At 37.7% G+C, this 15,107-nt stretch carries 14 protein-coding genes and 1 riboswitch; of the genes, 2 read left to right on the top strand and 12 right to left on the bottom strand.

What is annotated here, in order from left to right:
* Window positions 1-62: 62 nt before the first annotated feature.
* Window positions 63-231: riboswitch (Lysine riboswitch) on the bottom strand.
* Window positions 232-356: 125 nt separating this feature from the next.
* The gene (locus HFP47_RS08185; RefSeq protein ID WP_010285559.1) at window positions 357-1,022 is read left to right on the top strand and encodes an NAD(P)H-hydrate epimerase; all 666 of its coding nucleotides are present in this window, start codon (window positions 357-359) and stop codon (window positions 1,020-1,022) included.
* Between the two features lie 84 nt (window positions 1,023-1,106).
* Here HFP47_RS08185 and HFP47_RS08190 read toward each other — a convergent pair whose 3' ends face one another.
* The 12 genes from HFP47_RS08190 to HFP47_RS08245 all read right to left on the bottom strand — a co-directional run bounded on the left by HFP47_RS08190 (window position 1,107) and on the right by HFP47_RS08245 (window position 14,603).
* Window positions 1,107-1,559, bottom strand: coding sequence for an Rrf2 family transcriptional regulator (locus tag HFP47_RS08190; protein WP_011680485.1), 453 nt, complete (start codon window positions 1,557-1,559; stop codon window positions 1,107-1,109).
* 53 nt (window positions 1,560-1,612) lie between these two features.
* A complete protein-coding gene (locus tag HFP47_RS08195) occupies window positions 1,613-3,778 on the bottom strand; it encodes a YhgE/Pip domain-containing protein (RefSeq protein ID WP_179876308.1) in 2,166 nt (721 codons plus the stop codon).
* A 93-nt stretch (window positions 3,779-3,871) separates the two neighbouring features.
* Window positions 3,872-4,351 (bottom strand): 23S rRNA (pseudouridine(1915)-N(3))-methyltransferase RlmH, encoded by a 480-nt coding sequence (gene rlmH, locus HFP47_RS08200; RefSeq protein WP_115231359.1) that lies wholly within the window; start codon window positions 4,349-4,351, stop codon window positions 3,872-3,874.
* 630 nt (window positions 4,352-4,981) lie between these two features.
* Window positions 4,982-6,121, bottom strand: a complete 1,140-nt coding sequence (locus HFP47_RS08205; RefSeq protein ID WP_014325193.1) for a S1C family serine protease — start codon at window positions 6,119-6,121, stop codon at window positions 4,982-4,984.
* Between the two features lie 60 nt (window positions 6,122-6,181).
* Window positions 6,182-6,985 carry a two-component system regulatory protein YycI gene (gene yycI, locus HFP47_RS08210; RefSeq protein ID WP_010289058.1) on the bottom strand — a complete coding sequence of 268 codons (804 nt, stop codon included), beginning with the start codon at window positions 6,983-6,985 and terminating at the stop codon, window positions 6,182-6,184.
* Between the two features lie 56 nt (window positions 6,986-7,041).
* A complete protein-coding gene (locus HFP47_RS08215; protein ID WP_011680489.1) occupies window positions 7,042-8,334 on the bottom strand; it encodes a hypothetical protein in 1,293 nt (430 codons plus the stop codon).
* Complete coding sequence (gene walK, locus HFP47_RS08220) at window positions 8,324-10,189, bottom strand: cell wall metabolism sensor histidine kinase WalK (protein WP_041775208.1); 1,866 nt, start codon at window positions 10,187-10,189, stop codon at window positions 8,324-8,326. Before walK ends, HFP47_RS08215 begins: the two co-directional genes overlap by 11 nt.
* A gap of 67 nt (window positions 10,190-10,256) precedes the next feature.
* Complete coding sequence (gene yycF / locus HFP47_RS08225) at window positions 10,257-10,964, bottom strand: response regulator YycF (RefSeq protein ID WP_010281559.1); 708 nt, start codon at window positions 10,962-10,964, stop codon at window positions 10,257-10,259.
* A gap of 108 nt (window positions 10,965-11,072) precedes the next feature.
* Entirely contained in the window at window positions 11,073-12,053 is a 981-nt protein-coding gene (locus tag HFP47_RS08230) for a ribose-phosphate diphosphokinase (protein ID WP_011680491.1), read from the bottom strand.
* A 103-nt stretch (window positions 12,054-12,156) separates the two neighbouring features.
* On the bottom strand, window positions 12,157-12,654 hold the full coding sequence (gene tpx / locus HFP47_RS08235; RefSeq protein ID WP_179876309.1) for a thiol peroxidase: 498 nt from the start codon (window positions 12,652-12,654) through the stop codon (window positions 12,157-12,159).
* 99 nt (window positions 12,655-12,753) lie between these two features.
* Window positions 12,754-13,566, bottom strand: a complete 813-nt coding sequence (locus HFP47_RS08240) for a Cof-type HAD-IIB family hydrolase (RefSeq protein WP_010289308.1) — start codon at window positions 13,564-13,566, stop codon at window positions 12,754-12,756.
* Window positions 13,567-13,673: 107 nt separating this feature from the next.
* A complete protein-coding gene (locus HFP47_RS08245; protein WP_232683779.1) occupies window positions 13,674-14,603 on the bottom strand; it encodes an isocitrate/isopropylmalate family dehydrogenase in 930 nt (309 codons plus the stop codon).
* A gap of 99 nt (window positions 14,604-14,702) precedes the next feature.
* Here HFP47_RS08245 and HFP47_RS08250 point away from each other — a divergent pair, with 99 nt between their 5' ends.
* A complete protein-coding gene (locus tag HFP47_RS08250; RefSeq protein WP_002815709.1) occupies window positions 14,703-15,095 on the top strand; it encodes a RidA family protein in 393 nt (130 codons plus the stop codon).
* Window positions 15,096-15,107 lie beyond the last annotated feature (12 nt).

Here is a 15,107-nt window from a genome sequence, read left to right on the forward strand (position 1 = left end):
CCTCCTCTATTAAAAAATCCACAGCGCACAAGTAGCAGCCATGGATCCCAATTAATTGCAATCTATAACATAGCACCCCGCTTACGCGACAGTCCAACGATTTTTCACCGATTGGCCCAGCTACTTGGTGTCACAGCACCAATGCTTCGGCTACATCCCCTTTAACCTGTTTCATTGTACCTGTAAGCACTCCGCAAGCGACTAATGTCAGCAGCAACCTCTATGATTCTTAAATTGTTATTATTGTATTCTAATTTTTTTTATTTGTCAAATTCAATATTTTTACGCTTGTTTGATTGATAACACTGTCAAATCACCGTATAATGAATTTAATAACTTATGAAATGATGGGAACTATGACGCGACTTGTTACAGCTACAGAAATGCAGCAAATAGATAATTACACGATTGAGACTATTGGTATGCCACAGGATGTATTAATTGAACGGGCCGCAATGGCAGTGCTTGATGTTATCGGCGCCGGTAGATTCGATTTGAGTCATGTGTTAGTACTAGCTGGTCTTGGTAATAATGGTGCTGACGGCGTAGCAATCGCTCGTCTCTTGTACGCTCAAGGCGTAAATGTCTCATTACAATTTGTCGGAAACGTTAGCCGTGCGAAAGACAGTGTGAAACGGCAACTGGCAATCATTGAAAAGCATGGCTTAGTTCGTTCTGAAAAAAGTGACTTTAATGAGGCAACTTTAATTATTGATGCGATATTTGGAGTTGGATTGAACAACGTTCTACCTGAAGGCTTACAAAAAATGATTAAAGCGGCCAACCACATTGATAAACCTGTCATTGCTGTTGATGTTCCTACTGGTATTGATGCAACAACGGGAGAGGTACGTGGCGCTGCTCTTAAAGCTCATACTACAGTCACTTTCGGCTTCACAAAGGTTGGTTTAACGCAACAGAATGGTTGTTACCTTTCCGGAAATGTTATTTTAAAAGATGTCGGGATGCTTATTCCAGATGATTTTGAATTCAGTTTACAGGAGACGCTACCTGTTGCATAGAATATAATACTTCACAATATAAAAACAGTTTATTAATGCCAGGTTGGCATTAATAAACTGTTTTTTTAGTCAATATGTGTCACTTCATCGCCAATCAACAATTTCTTCTCCTTCTTTAGCAAACAATAACAAATCAGCAATTGATGTACGTTTTAACCGTTTCTTAAAATCTTTTTCTGCTTCATAGACAATAGATAGAACTTCTTTTGTTCCTTCAGCGACAGCAGTTTTGGCAGGAAACACGCGATCTGCCAATTGGGTAGAATGAATAAAGCTATCTTCTCCTTCAATCGCCTCATAAACATCCAATAACGTAATATCATTGGTATTACGAGCCAATTTGAAACCACCTTCCTTACTAGCGATCGCTTTTATTAAATTTGCAACAACTAATTTGCGCATTGTTTTTTTTAAGTACGATTCAGATACTTCTAAGTGTTCACTTAAAACATGACTTTTAACAGGTAAGCCATCTTTTTGCAAAGCTAACATAACCAAGACAACCAAACTTTGTTCAACTGCACTAGACATTTTCATTTATTTTTCCAACTTCATTTCTTTATGTACGCAGTCTGCCGACTGCTTTTAAATTAATGCTTAAAAGTTAACTGATTATGGTTTAATTTCATTTGGTACACAAACCATGTTAGTACCATTGATATCACTCCTAAGGATAACAATACAGTTAAGTCTGATGCAACACTGCCACCCATAGAAATTGTTTCGCGGAAGGCATGGACAGAGTAACTCATTGGCATCCATGGATGAATTGCCTCAAAAAAGCTGTTTGACAACTCAATAGGATAAGATCCTGCACTAGCACTCAGTTGTAATACCATCAAAACCAGCATAATCCCTGACCCTAGTTTACCAATTAGCACATTAAACAAGACAACAAACTGATTGAACCCAAAGGATGCTGCTAAGGCTACAACAAATGTCATCGCTGGCCGCTGCGCTTCCATGCCATCCACTAAGAAGAGTAAACCAGTCATAATCAGTGCTTGTCCAATAAAAACTGGCGCATTAATTAACTGCTTATTAGCCCACCATGTGAAACCATTTTTTGGCTTTTTAGAAACCGTCATGAAATCAAATATGGTCGTAAATGTGATCATACCAACAAATAACCCAACAGACATCATATATGGCGCCATTCCAGTTCCGTTGTTAGGAACCTTTGATAAATTAGATGATTTTTGCTTGACTGGCTGTGATAATGCTACCACATTTGATTTCTTATTGTGTATAGCTGACAATTTCACAGCACCATCAGCTAATTTATTCGCTAAAGTGGTTGCACCAGTACCTGCCTGCTGTAAGGCCTCACTAGCTTGATTTTCACCAGTAAGTAACTGTGTCGTGCCATCATTTAATTGCGAAACACTACTATTAAGTGTATCGTTTTTGGCGGCTAACTGTCCAAGTCCTGTAGTTAATTGAGATGATCCTTGCGCTAGCTGCTGAGCACCTGGTACTGCTTGGTTAGCTATTCCTTGGCTGACAGTAGTTAAGCTGTCATTTAGTGTTTTAATGGCTGTTTGCGCGCCTTGAGTGGCAACGGATCCTTGTTGACCGAGCTTCTGTAATTCTGGAATTTCTGCCTGCAACGCTTGTAATTGTGGCAGCATAGCTTTTAATGTAGTTAATTGATTTTGAATTGTAGTGGCTGCTGTTGCACTTGATTGCACATTTTCAGCCAAATCACTTAATGCTGCTTGATATTTAGCAGCAACAGTAGGATTTTCTTGTAAAAATTTTTGGAAATCAGCATCTTGAGCTAATGCTTTGAAAGCAGCTGCGTCTTTCCCAGCACCAGTTAATCCAGCTGACAGCTTTTCGGACGCTTCGTTAAGCTTTGTTGAATCAACAGTTACAGTTGGTGATTCAACCTTACTTAGTTTTTGCAAGCCCTGTGTCAATTGCGTCAATCCTGTATCAAGCTGCTTTAAATCAGCCGCCTTAGCACTTTGCTTTGTATTAATCTCGTCAGAAACCTTTTGGAGCTGTGTGGCAAGTTGTTGAGCACCTGAAGTTAACTGCTGAGCACCAGTATTAGCGGACGACACGCCATTTGTATACTGTGACAAGCCCGTTGCCAACTGTGAAGTACCAGTTTGGAGCTGCGTTGTACCATCTTGCAATTTTTTAGTACCATCTTGTAATTGTGATAAACCACTCCCAAGTTGTGTAGCACCTTTAGATCCCGATTGAAAACCTTTTTTTGAGGATGCTGTTGCATTTAAAATTGTTTTATTATAAACACCTTGCAGTGATTTTGAGACATTTGCCTGTACTTTATCAGCCGCGGAAGCCGTTAATTTTTCAGCAATGAATCCTTGCCCAGTATTATGCGCAATTTTAATCTCAGGCTTGACTGGCTTAGCATTCAACAGCGTACCTGAATTCTTAGTAAAGGACTTCGGTATCGTGATGGTCATGTAATACTTTCCAGATGCAAGTCCTTTTTTAGCTTTTTCAGCCGAAGTCTTAGTTAATTTTAATTGCTTGCTGTCAAGCAATTTTTTAGTTAAATCATCGCCTATATTCTGTGACTTTCCATTAATCTTTGCGGTCTTATCTTGATTAACAATCGCAACTGGAAGATGGTCCACTCTACCATAAGTATCCCAAAGTGACGACAAAAAAATGACTGCGTATAAACTCGGAATGAGTGTAATACCAACCAATAATAATGGTAACCCCCTGATTTTTCGAACACGGTTCCATTCTGAATTCTCAAAAAACTTCCTCATACTTCGCACTCTTTCGTGTATATTTTTTATCTATGGATATATTATAGACACGGAAAGATGAAAATGCAACAATAGTTTTCATTTTTTTACATGTTACTTATGATACGGTGATCCTTGTTGAATCATAAAAGCACGATAAATTTGTTCAATCAGTACAAGACGCATTAATTGATGTGGCAAGGTCAGCAACCCAAAGCTCATCTTTAGGTTCGCCCTTTGCTTGATTGCCTTAGATAATCCAAGAGAACCACCAATAATAAAAGTAATGTCCGAATAACCATTAACCGCAATGGCTTCAAGTTTTTGAGCAAATTCCTCGGAAGGAAACTGTTTCCCTTCTATTGCTAGCACAATAACATAATCACGCGAACCAATTTTCGCTTGAATTCGCTCCCCTTCTCTAGCCATAATTTGATTATTCTGTGCTTCACTAGCATTTTCCGGCGTCTTTTCATCAATCAACTCAACTACTTGAACTTTACAAAAGCGAGATAATCGTTTTGTATACTCCGCAATGCCCTCTGTTAAATACTTTTCCTTTAGTTTACCGACCGTGATTAGTTTAATATTCATTTCAAACCTACTCTTTACAATTTCTTAATATTTTTGGTTGATTACCTATATTCATTATATCCGATGTTATCCACACGAACAAAAAAAATATTTTTTTCTGAAAAAGCTTTTATACCAACTCTTTTCGCTGTTCGCTTTTTAAGTTATCCACTGTTTTTTTTAAATTCAAAAAAAATGTGGATAACTTTATAAACGTTATTTTACTCTTATTTAGACAAATTATAGATATTTTCCCGCAAGTTATCCACAGTTATCCACAAAGTTGTACACAATTGTGGATAAGCACACGCGTTCGACTAATGTTTAAAGTAAATTTTCTTTACATTGTTCGGAAAATATATTCTAAATAGCATTGCATCAGTGTTATTTCTTTAATCGCTTCAATACACGAACATTGCTGATATGCGTCTAAAAACTGCCCATTTTTCCCTAAATATTGCCTAAAATTACCAATATTTATTATTTCTTATAAAAACAAAGCACTTATCCACGAATTTAAACGTCTTTTCCACATTTTCTGGTATTTAGTCCACAAATTGTCAACATTTTCAGCTTGTTTTCAACATTTACAGAAAATACATATTTTTTAATAAAAGTCAAACAAGGGTAAAGAAAAAGCTAACATTTTTGTTAGCTTGCTAATTTCTGTGTTAATTTAACCTTGACGGTTTGCTTAGTATCCTGATGATAATAAGTCAATGTTATTGTGTCCCCAAGCGAATGCTTGTAGAGTTCTTCTCGCAGATCAGCCTGTGAGCTGACCTTTTTACCATTAATGCCAACAATAACGTCGTACTTCTTCAATCCAGCTTTATCTGCTGGGCCATTGTTAGTCAAACTCATTACAACAACACCACCAGTAACGCTATCTGGAATTTTCAATGTTGATTTTTGCTCAGAAGCTGTTACTTCTGACAAATTAATCAAACTAATGCCAATTGCTGGTCGTGTGACTTTACCATCTTTGACTAATTTGTTAACAATGTCAACGACTTGATCAGAAGGAATTGCAAAACCCATCCCCTCAACGCTCGTTCCAGAAGAAGATGTTGACAACTTCATTGAGTTAATACCAATAACTTGTCCTGCAAAGTTGATTAATGGTCCACCTGAGTTACCAGGATTAATAGCAGCATCCGTCTGAATAACCGTGGATCCACCATAATTTTGACCATTTTCAGATGTTGCCTCAACTAACCTTTTCTTGGCCGAAATGATGCCTTGCGTCACTGACGAAGCATACTCAGATCCCAGCGGCGAACCAATTGCCAAGACGTTTTCACCAACAGTTATTTTACTTGAATCGCCAAATTGTGCAGTTGTTGTAACGTCTGTGCCGTCGATTTTCAGAACAGCTAAGTCAGTCATCGCATCTTTGCCGACTAATGTAGCGGTCACTTTCTTCCCACTGTGCAGCATAACTTGAATTTTAGCCGCTCCAGTGATTACGTGATTATTCGTTACAATAAATGCCGATCCATCCGTTTTTTTATAGATCACGCCAGAACCTTCTGACGATTCTTGATAACTACCTTGACTGGATTTAGTAAAGTTCAATACAGATACAACTGCATCTGATACCTTATTATAAGCTGATGTAGCAGTTGCATTCTTGGCAATCGTTTTTGTACTTGTTGCTGTCGTACTCACTTTTTGATTTTGATTTTGTAACAATTGTACACCCTGCTGCCCATACAAAATTGCTCCTCCACCAACAACACCAGCAATGACGCCAGTTAACAACGTTTTTGTTAATGCTGATTGTACCATTAGTCACCTCTCGACTATATTTATTTTATTTTATCAATTTGAAGTTAAGCAAAAATTAAATTATTCTGATAAATTGTCGCTCGTAAAGGCATTGATTTTCAAAATCCCTGTGCTGCCATTTGCGTGTGTTACAACAAATACCCATACCGGTAAATAAATGTCATAGCCATTAACCTTTACCGATGTATCATATGATAGAGCGCCCTTTGATAATTTATCACCACTATTTAGCTCATTGAATTTATAGAGAGCGACAATTGCGGCTTCCTCTGTAATTGTTGCACGTTCATCGCGCAATACTGTAACCTTAGTTATTTTAGTTTGTGTAAAATCAGTTACCTTACGGTCTTTATCTTTGTTAAAGATCATCAGCCCTTGTTTAGCGATGACCGGCAAATTATCAATATACTGAGAATAGGTTACACGATTTTTCACATTAACTTTAGACAGAATAGGATTATATCGATATCCTGCATTACGTGCTATCTTTGACGCCTCAACGTCATCCGCCGCAGCTTTCTTACCACTACTGCTACTACTAGTATTCCCTCTACCTAGTTGCGATGTTTTATTGAAAGTCACGTAGAGCGTCTGATTATTAATATTTGCATTGAAGTTTGACAACTTATCAATCGTTGACATTAAACTATTTGATCGTTTACCAGCTAAATAACTAGCATAAGTAACCGAAGTACTAAAGTTAGCTACTTTTATTTTTTGATTTTTAATCTCACTAATGATATTCGCATTGGCGTCGGTTACTTTAATACTTGGTCTCTGATTACTACGCCACCAAAAAAAGAGAAACACGTCCAAAAAGATGAATAACATCGTCATTAATATTTTTAGTCGTCTAAATTGCATAAAAACGTATTTCTCCTTTCATAGTTTTCAGAACCCTGAATCATCCTGATTGGAAACTATTCTCGATTAGCTAGAAACGTATTGACGCTCATCCAACCCGTTGGCGTTTCAATCATCCATGTAGGATTCATGTTGACTGAAACGTTATTTTCTTTGTTAGCCAACCATTCATAGCCTGGTGCAATAGAATAATACTCACTACTTTTGACACCAGCTTGTTGTAACTTAGCCAAAACATCTGCTGCTTTTGGTAAAGTAACATCTTCTTGCGTATTAGGAACCGGCACACCCAACTCATTTAGCGAATAGGTGCTTGTTAGGTTACCGTATTTATCTAACGTCATATGAATAGCACCAGTTTTTGATTGGTAATAAACTGGTAGCCCTTCAACAAACGTTCGATAAGTAATATCCTTCCCATTATCACGGCTCTGGTAAAAGCGCGTATCAGAGAGATCTAACTGTAACAAATTAATTTGCGAAAAACCGACATTCAACCGATTGTAATAGCTGCGCTGTAATGTACCAGTCGTTCGATTATCTGTAAAGGTCACTGTTTCTAAATCTGGATCATAAATGATTTGTTGATTACTGTATTTATTAGTATAAATTTTTTTATTGTTCTCAGTGGTCTGGGTTAACTGATTTGTAGTCCCTAAGAGTGCTGATACATAAGTCGTTGGATCACGATGATTCACTAAATAAGAGTACACAGGTAATTTAAACTCTTTTGGGTAGTTCAACATCACATGTCCGTTAACCACTTTAAAGTTTACCGTTAAAGCTTTGGGCAACCGAGCAGCGACCTTCCATGCCTCAGTTGTATCAATTTTGCTAATAGTAACTGTCGTAATCGTTTTAGACTGTGTATTCACAAAATATGCTTTTTTAGAATGGTTAAGTGGCACAACAACATAGTTAAAGTTAAAACTTTTATGCGTTGATACACGCTGAGAATAATAAGAATTAAAATATTCAATTGGCACAACGTCTGGATAGTGATACAAGGCAGTTTGCGTTTTATCCAGTAATTGACTAATCTGCTTATTAGTTGCTTTTCTTTGCGTAGGATTCGTCATTCTAGAATTTGCTAAATACTGATGAATACTTTTATATTGCGCATTCGTGGTGTGCATAACCATATGCTGTTTGCCACTTTTATCATTCACAATGTAGTTCGTAGGTCTAAACAACTCGGAAGCTTGTTGCGATTGTTGATCCGTTTGTGTCGGCGCCTCTTGACTGCCTGCTGAAATGAATATTAATGCAGTTAGTACAATAGAAACAATAATAGCAATCGTCAATAAAATATTGATCATAACACCTTGGACTGATCGATTATTCTGCATCCCAATCGTCCTCCGGTTCTTCGTCAACATAAGCTAACGAAATATAGAAGGTAGAGCCCTTATTTTCAACTGAATCAACCCAAATACGACCATTAAACTTTTCAACCACTTCCTTAGAAATAGCCAATCCTAGCCCTGTTCCACCCTGCGCACGGGACCTTGATTTATCAACTCGGAAGAAACGATTAAATATATTATCCAAGTCTTTTCTTGGAATGCCTAGCCCTTGATCAGAGATGCTTAAGATTGCACGTGTTTTTGTCTTAATCAGTCGGGCTGTTATGGTTCCGCCGTCTGGTGAATATTTCACCGCATTATTCATGATATTGTCTAATACCTGAGTAAACTTGTCCGGATCAACTTCAACCCAAACATCTTCCTTGGTAAATTCACGCAAAATATTATAGTTTTTAGTGATTGTGTTTTCGTTTTTAGCGTCACTTTCCAAAATCATATCAAAACGATTCAAAACAAAGTTAAACAAACTGTTTAAATTAATAACTTCTAGCTTGACCTCCATCGTGCCTTGATCTAGACGCGATAGCTCCAACAAATCATTAATCATTCGAATCATACGCTGTGTTTCATCTTGAACAACACCCAAAAAGTTTTGCGCCATTTCTGGGTCATCAATAGCGCCTTCTGCCAAAGCATCCACATAGGATCGAACTGAAGTCAAAGGTGTTCTTAATTCGTGCGATACATTGGAAACAAACATACGCCGTTCAGAATCTATACGTTGTTGCTCGGTAATATCATGTAGGACCACAACTAATCCAGAAATAAAACCAGATTGGCGTTTAATCAAAGAAACATAGGTCTGGACTAACAGTTCTTTACTATCATCTGATAAGTCTACTCTAAAATCATTTAGATTTTCCAATATATCACGTAATGTACGTTTGCCCTCCAAACGTAAGAGACTAACAACATTTTGTCCAAGGGCATCTTCCCGGTTAACCCCTACAAAATCTGCTGCAGCCTGATTAATAATGGTGACTTCACCACGACGATTAGCCGCTAAAACACCATCCGCCATATGTGTCAAAACCGAATCCAAACGATTACGCTCCGCATTGACTGTTTCTGTTGACTCTTCGATACGCGTAGATAGATCATTAACCGATAATGCCAATTGACTTAACTCATCAGAACCATAAATGTGATTCACCATCGAGTAATCACCTTCAGCGATTTTAGTCGTCTGTTCACTGATTTGTTCAATTGGTCTTGTCAAGGTTCTTGCTAAAAATAGGGCCAGCGCCACACTGGCAACTAGTGCAATCAAGCCAGCAATAATAAACAGTCGCATGACACTGTTAATATTCTTATATACTGGCAATAAACTGGCTTTTACAACAATAACACCGGAGACGTCTTTTAATCTCCCCGTAGTCACCCCTAGAGGTGTCGTCATGATTTCTTTACGCTCGCCGTTTTCATTGATCGTTCGAGTGGCAACATACGACTGGTCCCCAGCAAGCGCCTTTTGTGCATTAATGTCGGTCGTTTTTTGGCTGATCGTTTGCTGACCTGATACAGAAGTCGTTCCTCGAATTGTTCCAGTTTTATCAATAACTTGTACTTCTTCAATGTTGGTATTGTTTAATCCTGACAAAACGTCTTGGATTTCATGATTGCCTTCATCAGAGTTACTATTACGTAAAGCAGTGTTAATTGGATCAGTAACATATTTAGGTAAGGTGATCTGTTGTTGGAATGTCCTTAAGTTCTGACGTTCCATTTGGCGTACGAAAAAAGCACCCAAAAGTTCGAGTGCGATAATCATTAGCAGCACAAAAACAAGTGTGATGCGAAAACGAATAGATTGGAAAAATTTAGTAATTGACGTCATCTTCATTATGCTTAATGGCGAGCATTCTTCCCCTCATTATGTACGCGTAAACTTAAATTTCATTCATTTATTCTTCTGATGGGCGTAAATAATATCCGACGCCACGGCGTGTTGCTAGCCAATTAGGATGGCTAGGGTTGTCTTCAATTTTCTCACGTAATCGTCGAACCGTAACATCTACTGTACGTACGTCACCAAAATAATCATAGCCCCAAACTTGCTGTAACAAGTGTTCACGTGTCATCACCTGTCCAATATGTTGTGCTAAATAATATAATAATTCAAATTCACGATGCGTTAACTCAATATCAGCACCATCCTTTGAAACCATATAGGCTTGGGGATGGATTACTAAATCACCTAAGTGAATATCTTCTGTACTATTAAAAGTCTCTTCAGAAGTTTGCGAAACAGACTTTCGACTTCGCAAATTAGCCTTAACTCGTGCAACCAATTCACGATTAGAAAATGGTTTAGTTACATAATCATCGGCTCCCATTTCTAAACCAAGAACCTTATCAATCTCACTATCCTTAGCGGTCACCATGATGACAGGCACATCTGACTTAGAACGGATTTGACGCAAAACCTCGATACCATCTACTTCTGGTAACATCTGATCTAGTAAAACCAAATCAGGATTTTCATCATTATACATATCTAATGCTTCTTGCCCATCCGCAGCGGTGACTACATCGTAGCCTTCTTTGGTTAGGTTAAATTTAATAATATCAGAAATCGGTTTTTCATCGTCCACAACTAATACTTTACTCATGGCAGAACTCCTATCGTATATGTGTCGTTTCTTTTCATTATAACATTTCGGGTAAACGAAAAGAACAAGCAATGTCACTTGTTCTCATAAAAATGCAACAATATTTTATTAATGTCCACGTCGGTAGAAGCGATTTTTAAACAAAGAACTAATCGCCTCATTTTTGCTAATACGGGTAATTGCCTCACCAATCAGCTCTCCAACAGAAACAATTTCTAATTTCTCAAATTTCTTATCTTCTGGTAAATTGATTGAATCAGTTAGAATAACTTTTTTAAACACTGAATTCTGTAGACGTTCAATGGCTGGCCCGGAGAAAACAGCATGCGATGCTACTACATAAACCTCTTTGGCACCGTGTTCCATAACAAGTTGAGCACCTTGCGTTATCGTTCCAGCAGTGTCAATCATATCATCAATCATGATAGCCGTTTTACCTTCAACATCACCAACAATGCTACCAACTTCAGCCACGTTTGGTTTTGGACGGCGCTTATCAATCACTGCAACTGGTGACTCAAGTTCTAACATATTATTCAAATTACGCGCGCGTGTCATCCCACCGTGGTCAGGGGAAACAACAACCGCATTTTTTTTATCAGCAATGCCTGATTCAATCAAATAATCTGCTAATAATGGGGCGCCTTGTAGGTGATCCATTGGAATATCAAAGAAACCTTGAATTTGAGCGGCATGAAGGTCTAATGCTAATACACGTGTAGCTCCGGCACGTTCTAACATATTAGCTACCAACTTAGCTGTGATTGGCTCACGAGAACGCGCTTTGCGATCTTGACGTGCGTAGCCATAATACGGCAGAACAACATTGATTTGATTTGCACTTGCACGACGCAATGCATCAATCATAATCAATAGCTCCATCAAATTATCATTCACAGGTGCTGAAGTCGATTGAATAACAAAAACATTATCGCCACGAATACTTTCCTCAATGTTAATTTGCACTTCACCATCAGCAAAGCGTTTAACGGAAATACGGCTCAACGGAACACCAACCGAATCGGCAATCTTTTGCGCAAGTGGTTCGTTTGAGCTGAGTGAAAAAAGTTTCAATTTAGGTTCTGGCATGTCTAACTCCGAGTTTTTATAGGTAGCTATTGTAGTATTACTGTATTCATTTTACCAAAAAAACATTTAAATACAGGTCTTATTACAAGTTTTAAATAAGATATTATGCTATGACATTTGATAATGCTGTCAAAGCTGCATCATAATCAGGTTCATCAGAAATTTCTGCTACAATTTGCGAATAAAGGACCACGCCTGCCGCATCGATAATGTAAATCGATCGTGTGTCAAAACCAGTGTCTGGTACATATAACTTAGTTGCGTATCCAAATGATTCTTGCTCATCTGAAAGCATACGCATGTTATGTACCCCTTCAGCTGCGCACCAATCACGTTGCTCTGCTACTGTATTTGTGGAGATAGTCACAAAATTAACATCTGTATATTGATCCACAGCTTGGTTAAATCGACGTGTCTGTAATGAGCAAATATCTGTATTTAAATCCGGAACGACAGAAAGCAACGTCACTTTTCCTAACAAATCGGCCGTCTTAACTTTTTCATTGTTTTGATCAACTAATTTGAAATGAGGCACCTCATCACCAACTTTAAGGGGATCGCCTTCCAATGCAACTTTATTACCATTTAACAGAACGTTCATCTTTTTTGCCTCCTTGGCTTATATATCGGAATATTTTAAATTAAGTAATCTACACAGATTATAACTTCAGCTGTGTCAAAACTAAAATACAACTATCTTTTAAAGAACATATTCTTCTAGGGCCCGCGCTACACCGGAATCATTGTTTGTTGCTGTTTCGATGTCAGCTATCGTTTTAATTTTTTCAATTGCATTACCCATGGCAACACCTAATCCTGCGCGCTCAATCATTGAATAATCATTTTCTTGATCACCAATTGCCATTGTGTTTTTAATATCAACATTTAATGCTTTTGCCAGAGCTTCAAGTGCATTGCCTTTCGAAGCATCTTTGTTGATAAACTCTAGGTTATTGGCAGTTGACCGAATCACTGACATTTTGTCAGAAATACTTGTTGGCACATTCGCTTGTACGTTATCCAAATCGTCAGATTCAGCGTTGGCAATGCCCTTAATAATTTCAACATGCTCTAGCTCATTGTCATTATTAACAATATGTAACGGCAAATTTACAAGAGAATTTTCAAAACTAGCCCAACGATGGATTAAACGATTGGTCGTATAAGCCGCGAACTGATCCTCAGCTTGAATATACGTCTTTTGCTCACGCATAAAGGTATTTAGCTCTTTATACTCTGCCAAATCTAGTGCAGCATGAAACAAAATTTGAGAGCCATCAGCAGTTTGCATTAAGCCACCATTATGTGTAATGACATACTGTTCGCTGCCTACAATACCTAACTCGTCTAATATATTGCGAACACCAGGAAGTGGTCGACCGGTTGTAATAACAACTTTGACATCTTGTGCAAGTGCCTGTTGAACTGCAGATTTTACATCTAACGGAATTTGACGCTCATCGTTAATCAATGTGCCGTCAATATCGATAGACACAATTTTTATCTCTGACATGTTTTGACTCCATTTTTAGGGATACTATTATTATACCAAACAGCAGCGCATTCAAAACATTAATTTGTATATTATTAATTGCATTATAAACAACAAAAAATTGGTGATTAGACACCAATTTTTTGCAAATTATCATAATGTTTAAAACATTCTTTTAAAATAAGCTTAGCCGTATCTTCTCCAACTGCCATCATCAAATTCTTATCATCTACATTGATTTGTGGTAACTGATATAGCATTTGCCCGCTATTATTTTTCATAGATACCGGCACTGTTTCAGGTAGACCCGTAATTTTTTGGCTTTCTTCATTTAAAACCTGGTCAACCCATTTAGGAGCAACAACAACATCTAAGCTAGTTGGTTGCTGAATAATAGTTGATATCACACATGATAATGATACGTAGTTTACAACAACATCGGGATATATTTTAGCAATTTTTTCAGCAGTTAGTGCCCATATTTTTGATGTATAAAACGAATCAAAAGGGGTGACGACTGTGACCGCCCTTTTTCGATTCATCGCTCGCTCAAACCCCGCCGTGATAACTTGCTCAACTTCACGTTGTTCATACGTTATTGTGTCTTGTGCGAAATCATCGACCGAAATATTACCATCCACGTGATCATTAGCCCTCTTAGCACTTTGTACAATTATAAAATCCGTATCCCTGACTATTTGATTCTTGAGTGGTGAGGCATCAACATTATTATCAGAAATTTGAACTGCTTTGCAAGCAAGTGTGATGTTTAAATATTTTCTCAATGCCACAAGCGATTCTTGTACGCTTAGTAAACTATCCGTCCCTACCTCTTGGTTCAGTGCGCCAACCAAAATGCCATCATAATTCTTCAATTCGCGAAGCGTCTGGTTTGGTAACGGTTCATTAAATGAAAGTACTGCGTTGACACCAAAAGGAAGTTCCGTCACCTCGAATGCAGTTGAATCATTTACAGATGACTTAATGATTCCCAAGGCTCTGTCAATCACACTGCTAGATTCTTTATCGCCTTTTAATATTGCTAATTTATACATCATAATTTTTCCTTCTTATTCTCATCTTTTCGTTTTTTTATTCTACAAACATTGCATAATATAGATTTTTAGATTAAAATATCAACCAGGAGGACATTATCCATGTCAAAGAAAGTCGTTTCAACAACTACAGCGCCCAAAGCACTCGGACCCTATTCGCAAGCTATTCTAAATGACAATACATTGTACATTTCTGGACAAATTGGTATTGATCCAGAAACCGACGAATTTGCTGGCGCTACGACAGCCGAACAAGCACATCAAATTTTTGATAACATTGATAACATCTTACACGAAGCTGAATTTTCACGAAATGATATCGTAAAAGCTGCATTATTTTTTGATGATATTGCAGACTTTGCATTAGTTAATGATATCTACGCACAATACTTCGATACAACTTCTGTTGAGGAATTTCCTGCCCGTTCAGCCGTTCAGGTAGCTGCTTTACCTAAAAATGCTAAATTAGAAATTGAAATTACCGCGATGAAATAAAAACTTGATTTA

The sequence above is a fragment of the Leuconostoc sp. DB-1 genome, assembly GCF_013414845.1.
Classification (GTDB): Bacteria; Bacillota; Bacilli; order Lactobacillales; family Lactobacillaceae; genus Leuconostoc; species Leuconostoc mesenteroides.

Excerpts from the sequence above, each read along its gene's own strand:
- HFP47_RS08230 (WP_011680491.1), bottom strand. The coding sequence starts at position 12,053 with ATGCCAGAACCTAAATTGAAACTTTTTTCACTCAGCTCAAACGAACCA.
- yycF (WP_010281559.1), bottom strand. The coding sequence starts at position 10,964 with ATGAGTAAAGTATTAGTTGTGGACGATGAAAAACCGATTTCTGATATT.
- HFP47_RS08205 (WP_014325193.1), bottom strand. The coding sequence starts at position 6,121 with ATGGTACAATCAGCATTAACAAAAACGTTGTTAACTGGCGTCATTGCT.
- HFP47_RS08245 (WP_232683779.1), bottom strand. The coding sequence starts at position 14,603 with ATGATGTATAAATTAGCAATATTAAAAGGCGATAAAGAATCTAGCAGT.
- yycI (WP_010289058.1), bottom strand. The coding sequence starts at position 6,985 with ATGCAATTTAGACGACTAAAAATATTAATGACGATGTTATTCATCTTT.
- HFP47_RS08250 (WP_002815709.1), top strand. The coding sequence starts at position 14,703 with ATGTCAAAGAAAGTCGTTTCAACAACTACAGCGCCCAAAGCACTCGGA.
- HFP47_RS08215 (WP_011680489.1), bottom strand. The coding sequence starts at position 8,334 with ATGCAGAATAATCGATCAGTCCAAGGTGTTATGATCAATATTTTATTG.
- walK (WP_041775208.1), bottom strand. The coding sequence starts at position 10,189 with ATGACGTCAATTACTAAATTTTTCCAATCTATTCGTTTTCGCATCACA.
- tpx (WP_179876309.1), bottom strand. The coding sequence starts at position 12,654 with ATGAACGTTCTGTTAAATGGTAATAAAGTTGCATTGGAAGGCGATCCC.
- HFP47_RS08240 (WP_010289308.1), bottom strand. The coding sequence starts at position 13,566 with ATGTCAGAGATAAAAATTGTGTCTATCGATATTGACGGCACATTGATT.
- rlmH (WP_115231359.1), bottom strand. The coding sequence starts at position 4,351 with ATGAATATTAAACTAATCACGGTCGGTAAACTAAAGGAAAAGTATTTA.
- HFP47_RS08195 (WP_179876308.1), bottom strand. The coding sequence starts at position 3,778 with ATGAGGAAGTTTTTTGAGAATTCAGAATGGAACCGTGTTCGAAAAATC.
- HFP47_RS08185 (WP_010285559.1), top strand. The coding sequence starts at position 357 with ATGACGCGACTTGTTACAGCTACAGAAATGCAGCAAATAGATAATTAC.
- HFP47_RS08190 (WP_011680485.1), bottom strand. The coding sequence starts at position 1,559 with ATGAAAATGTCTAGTGCAGTTGAACAAAGTTTGGTTGTCTTGGTTATG.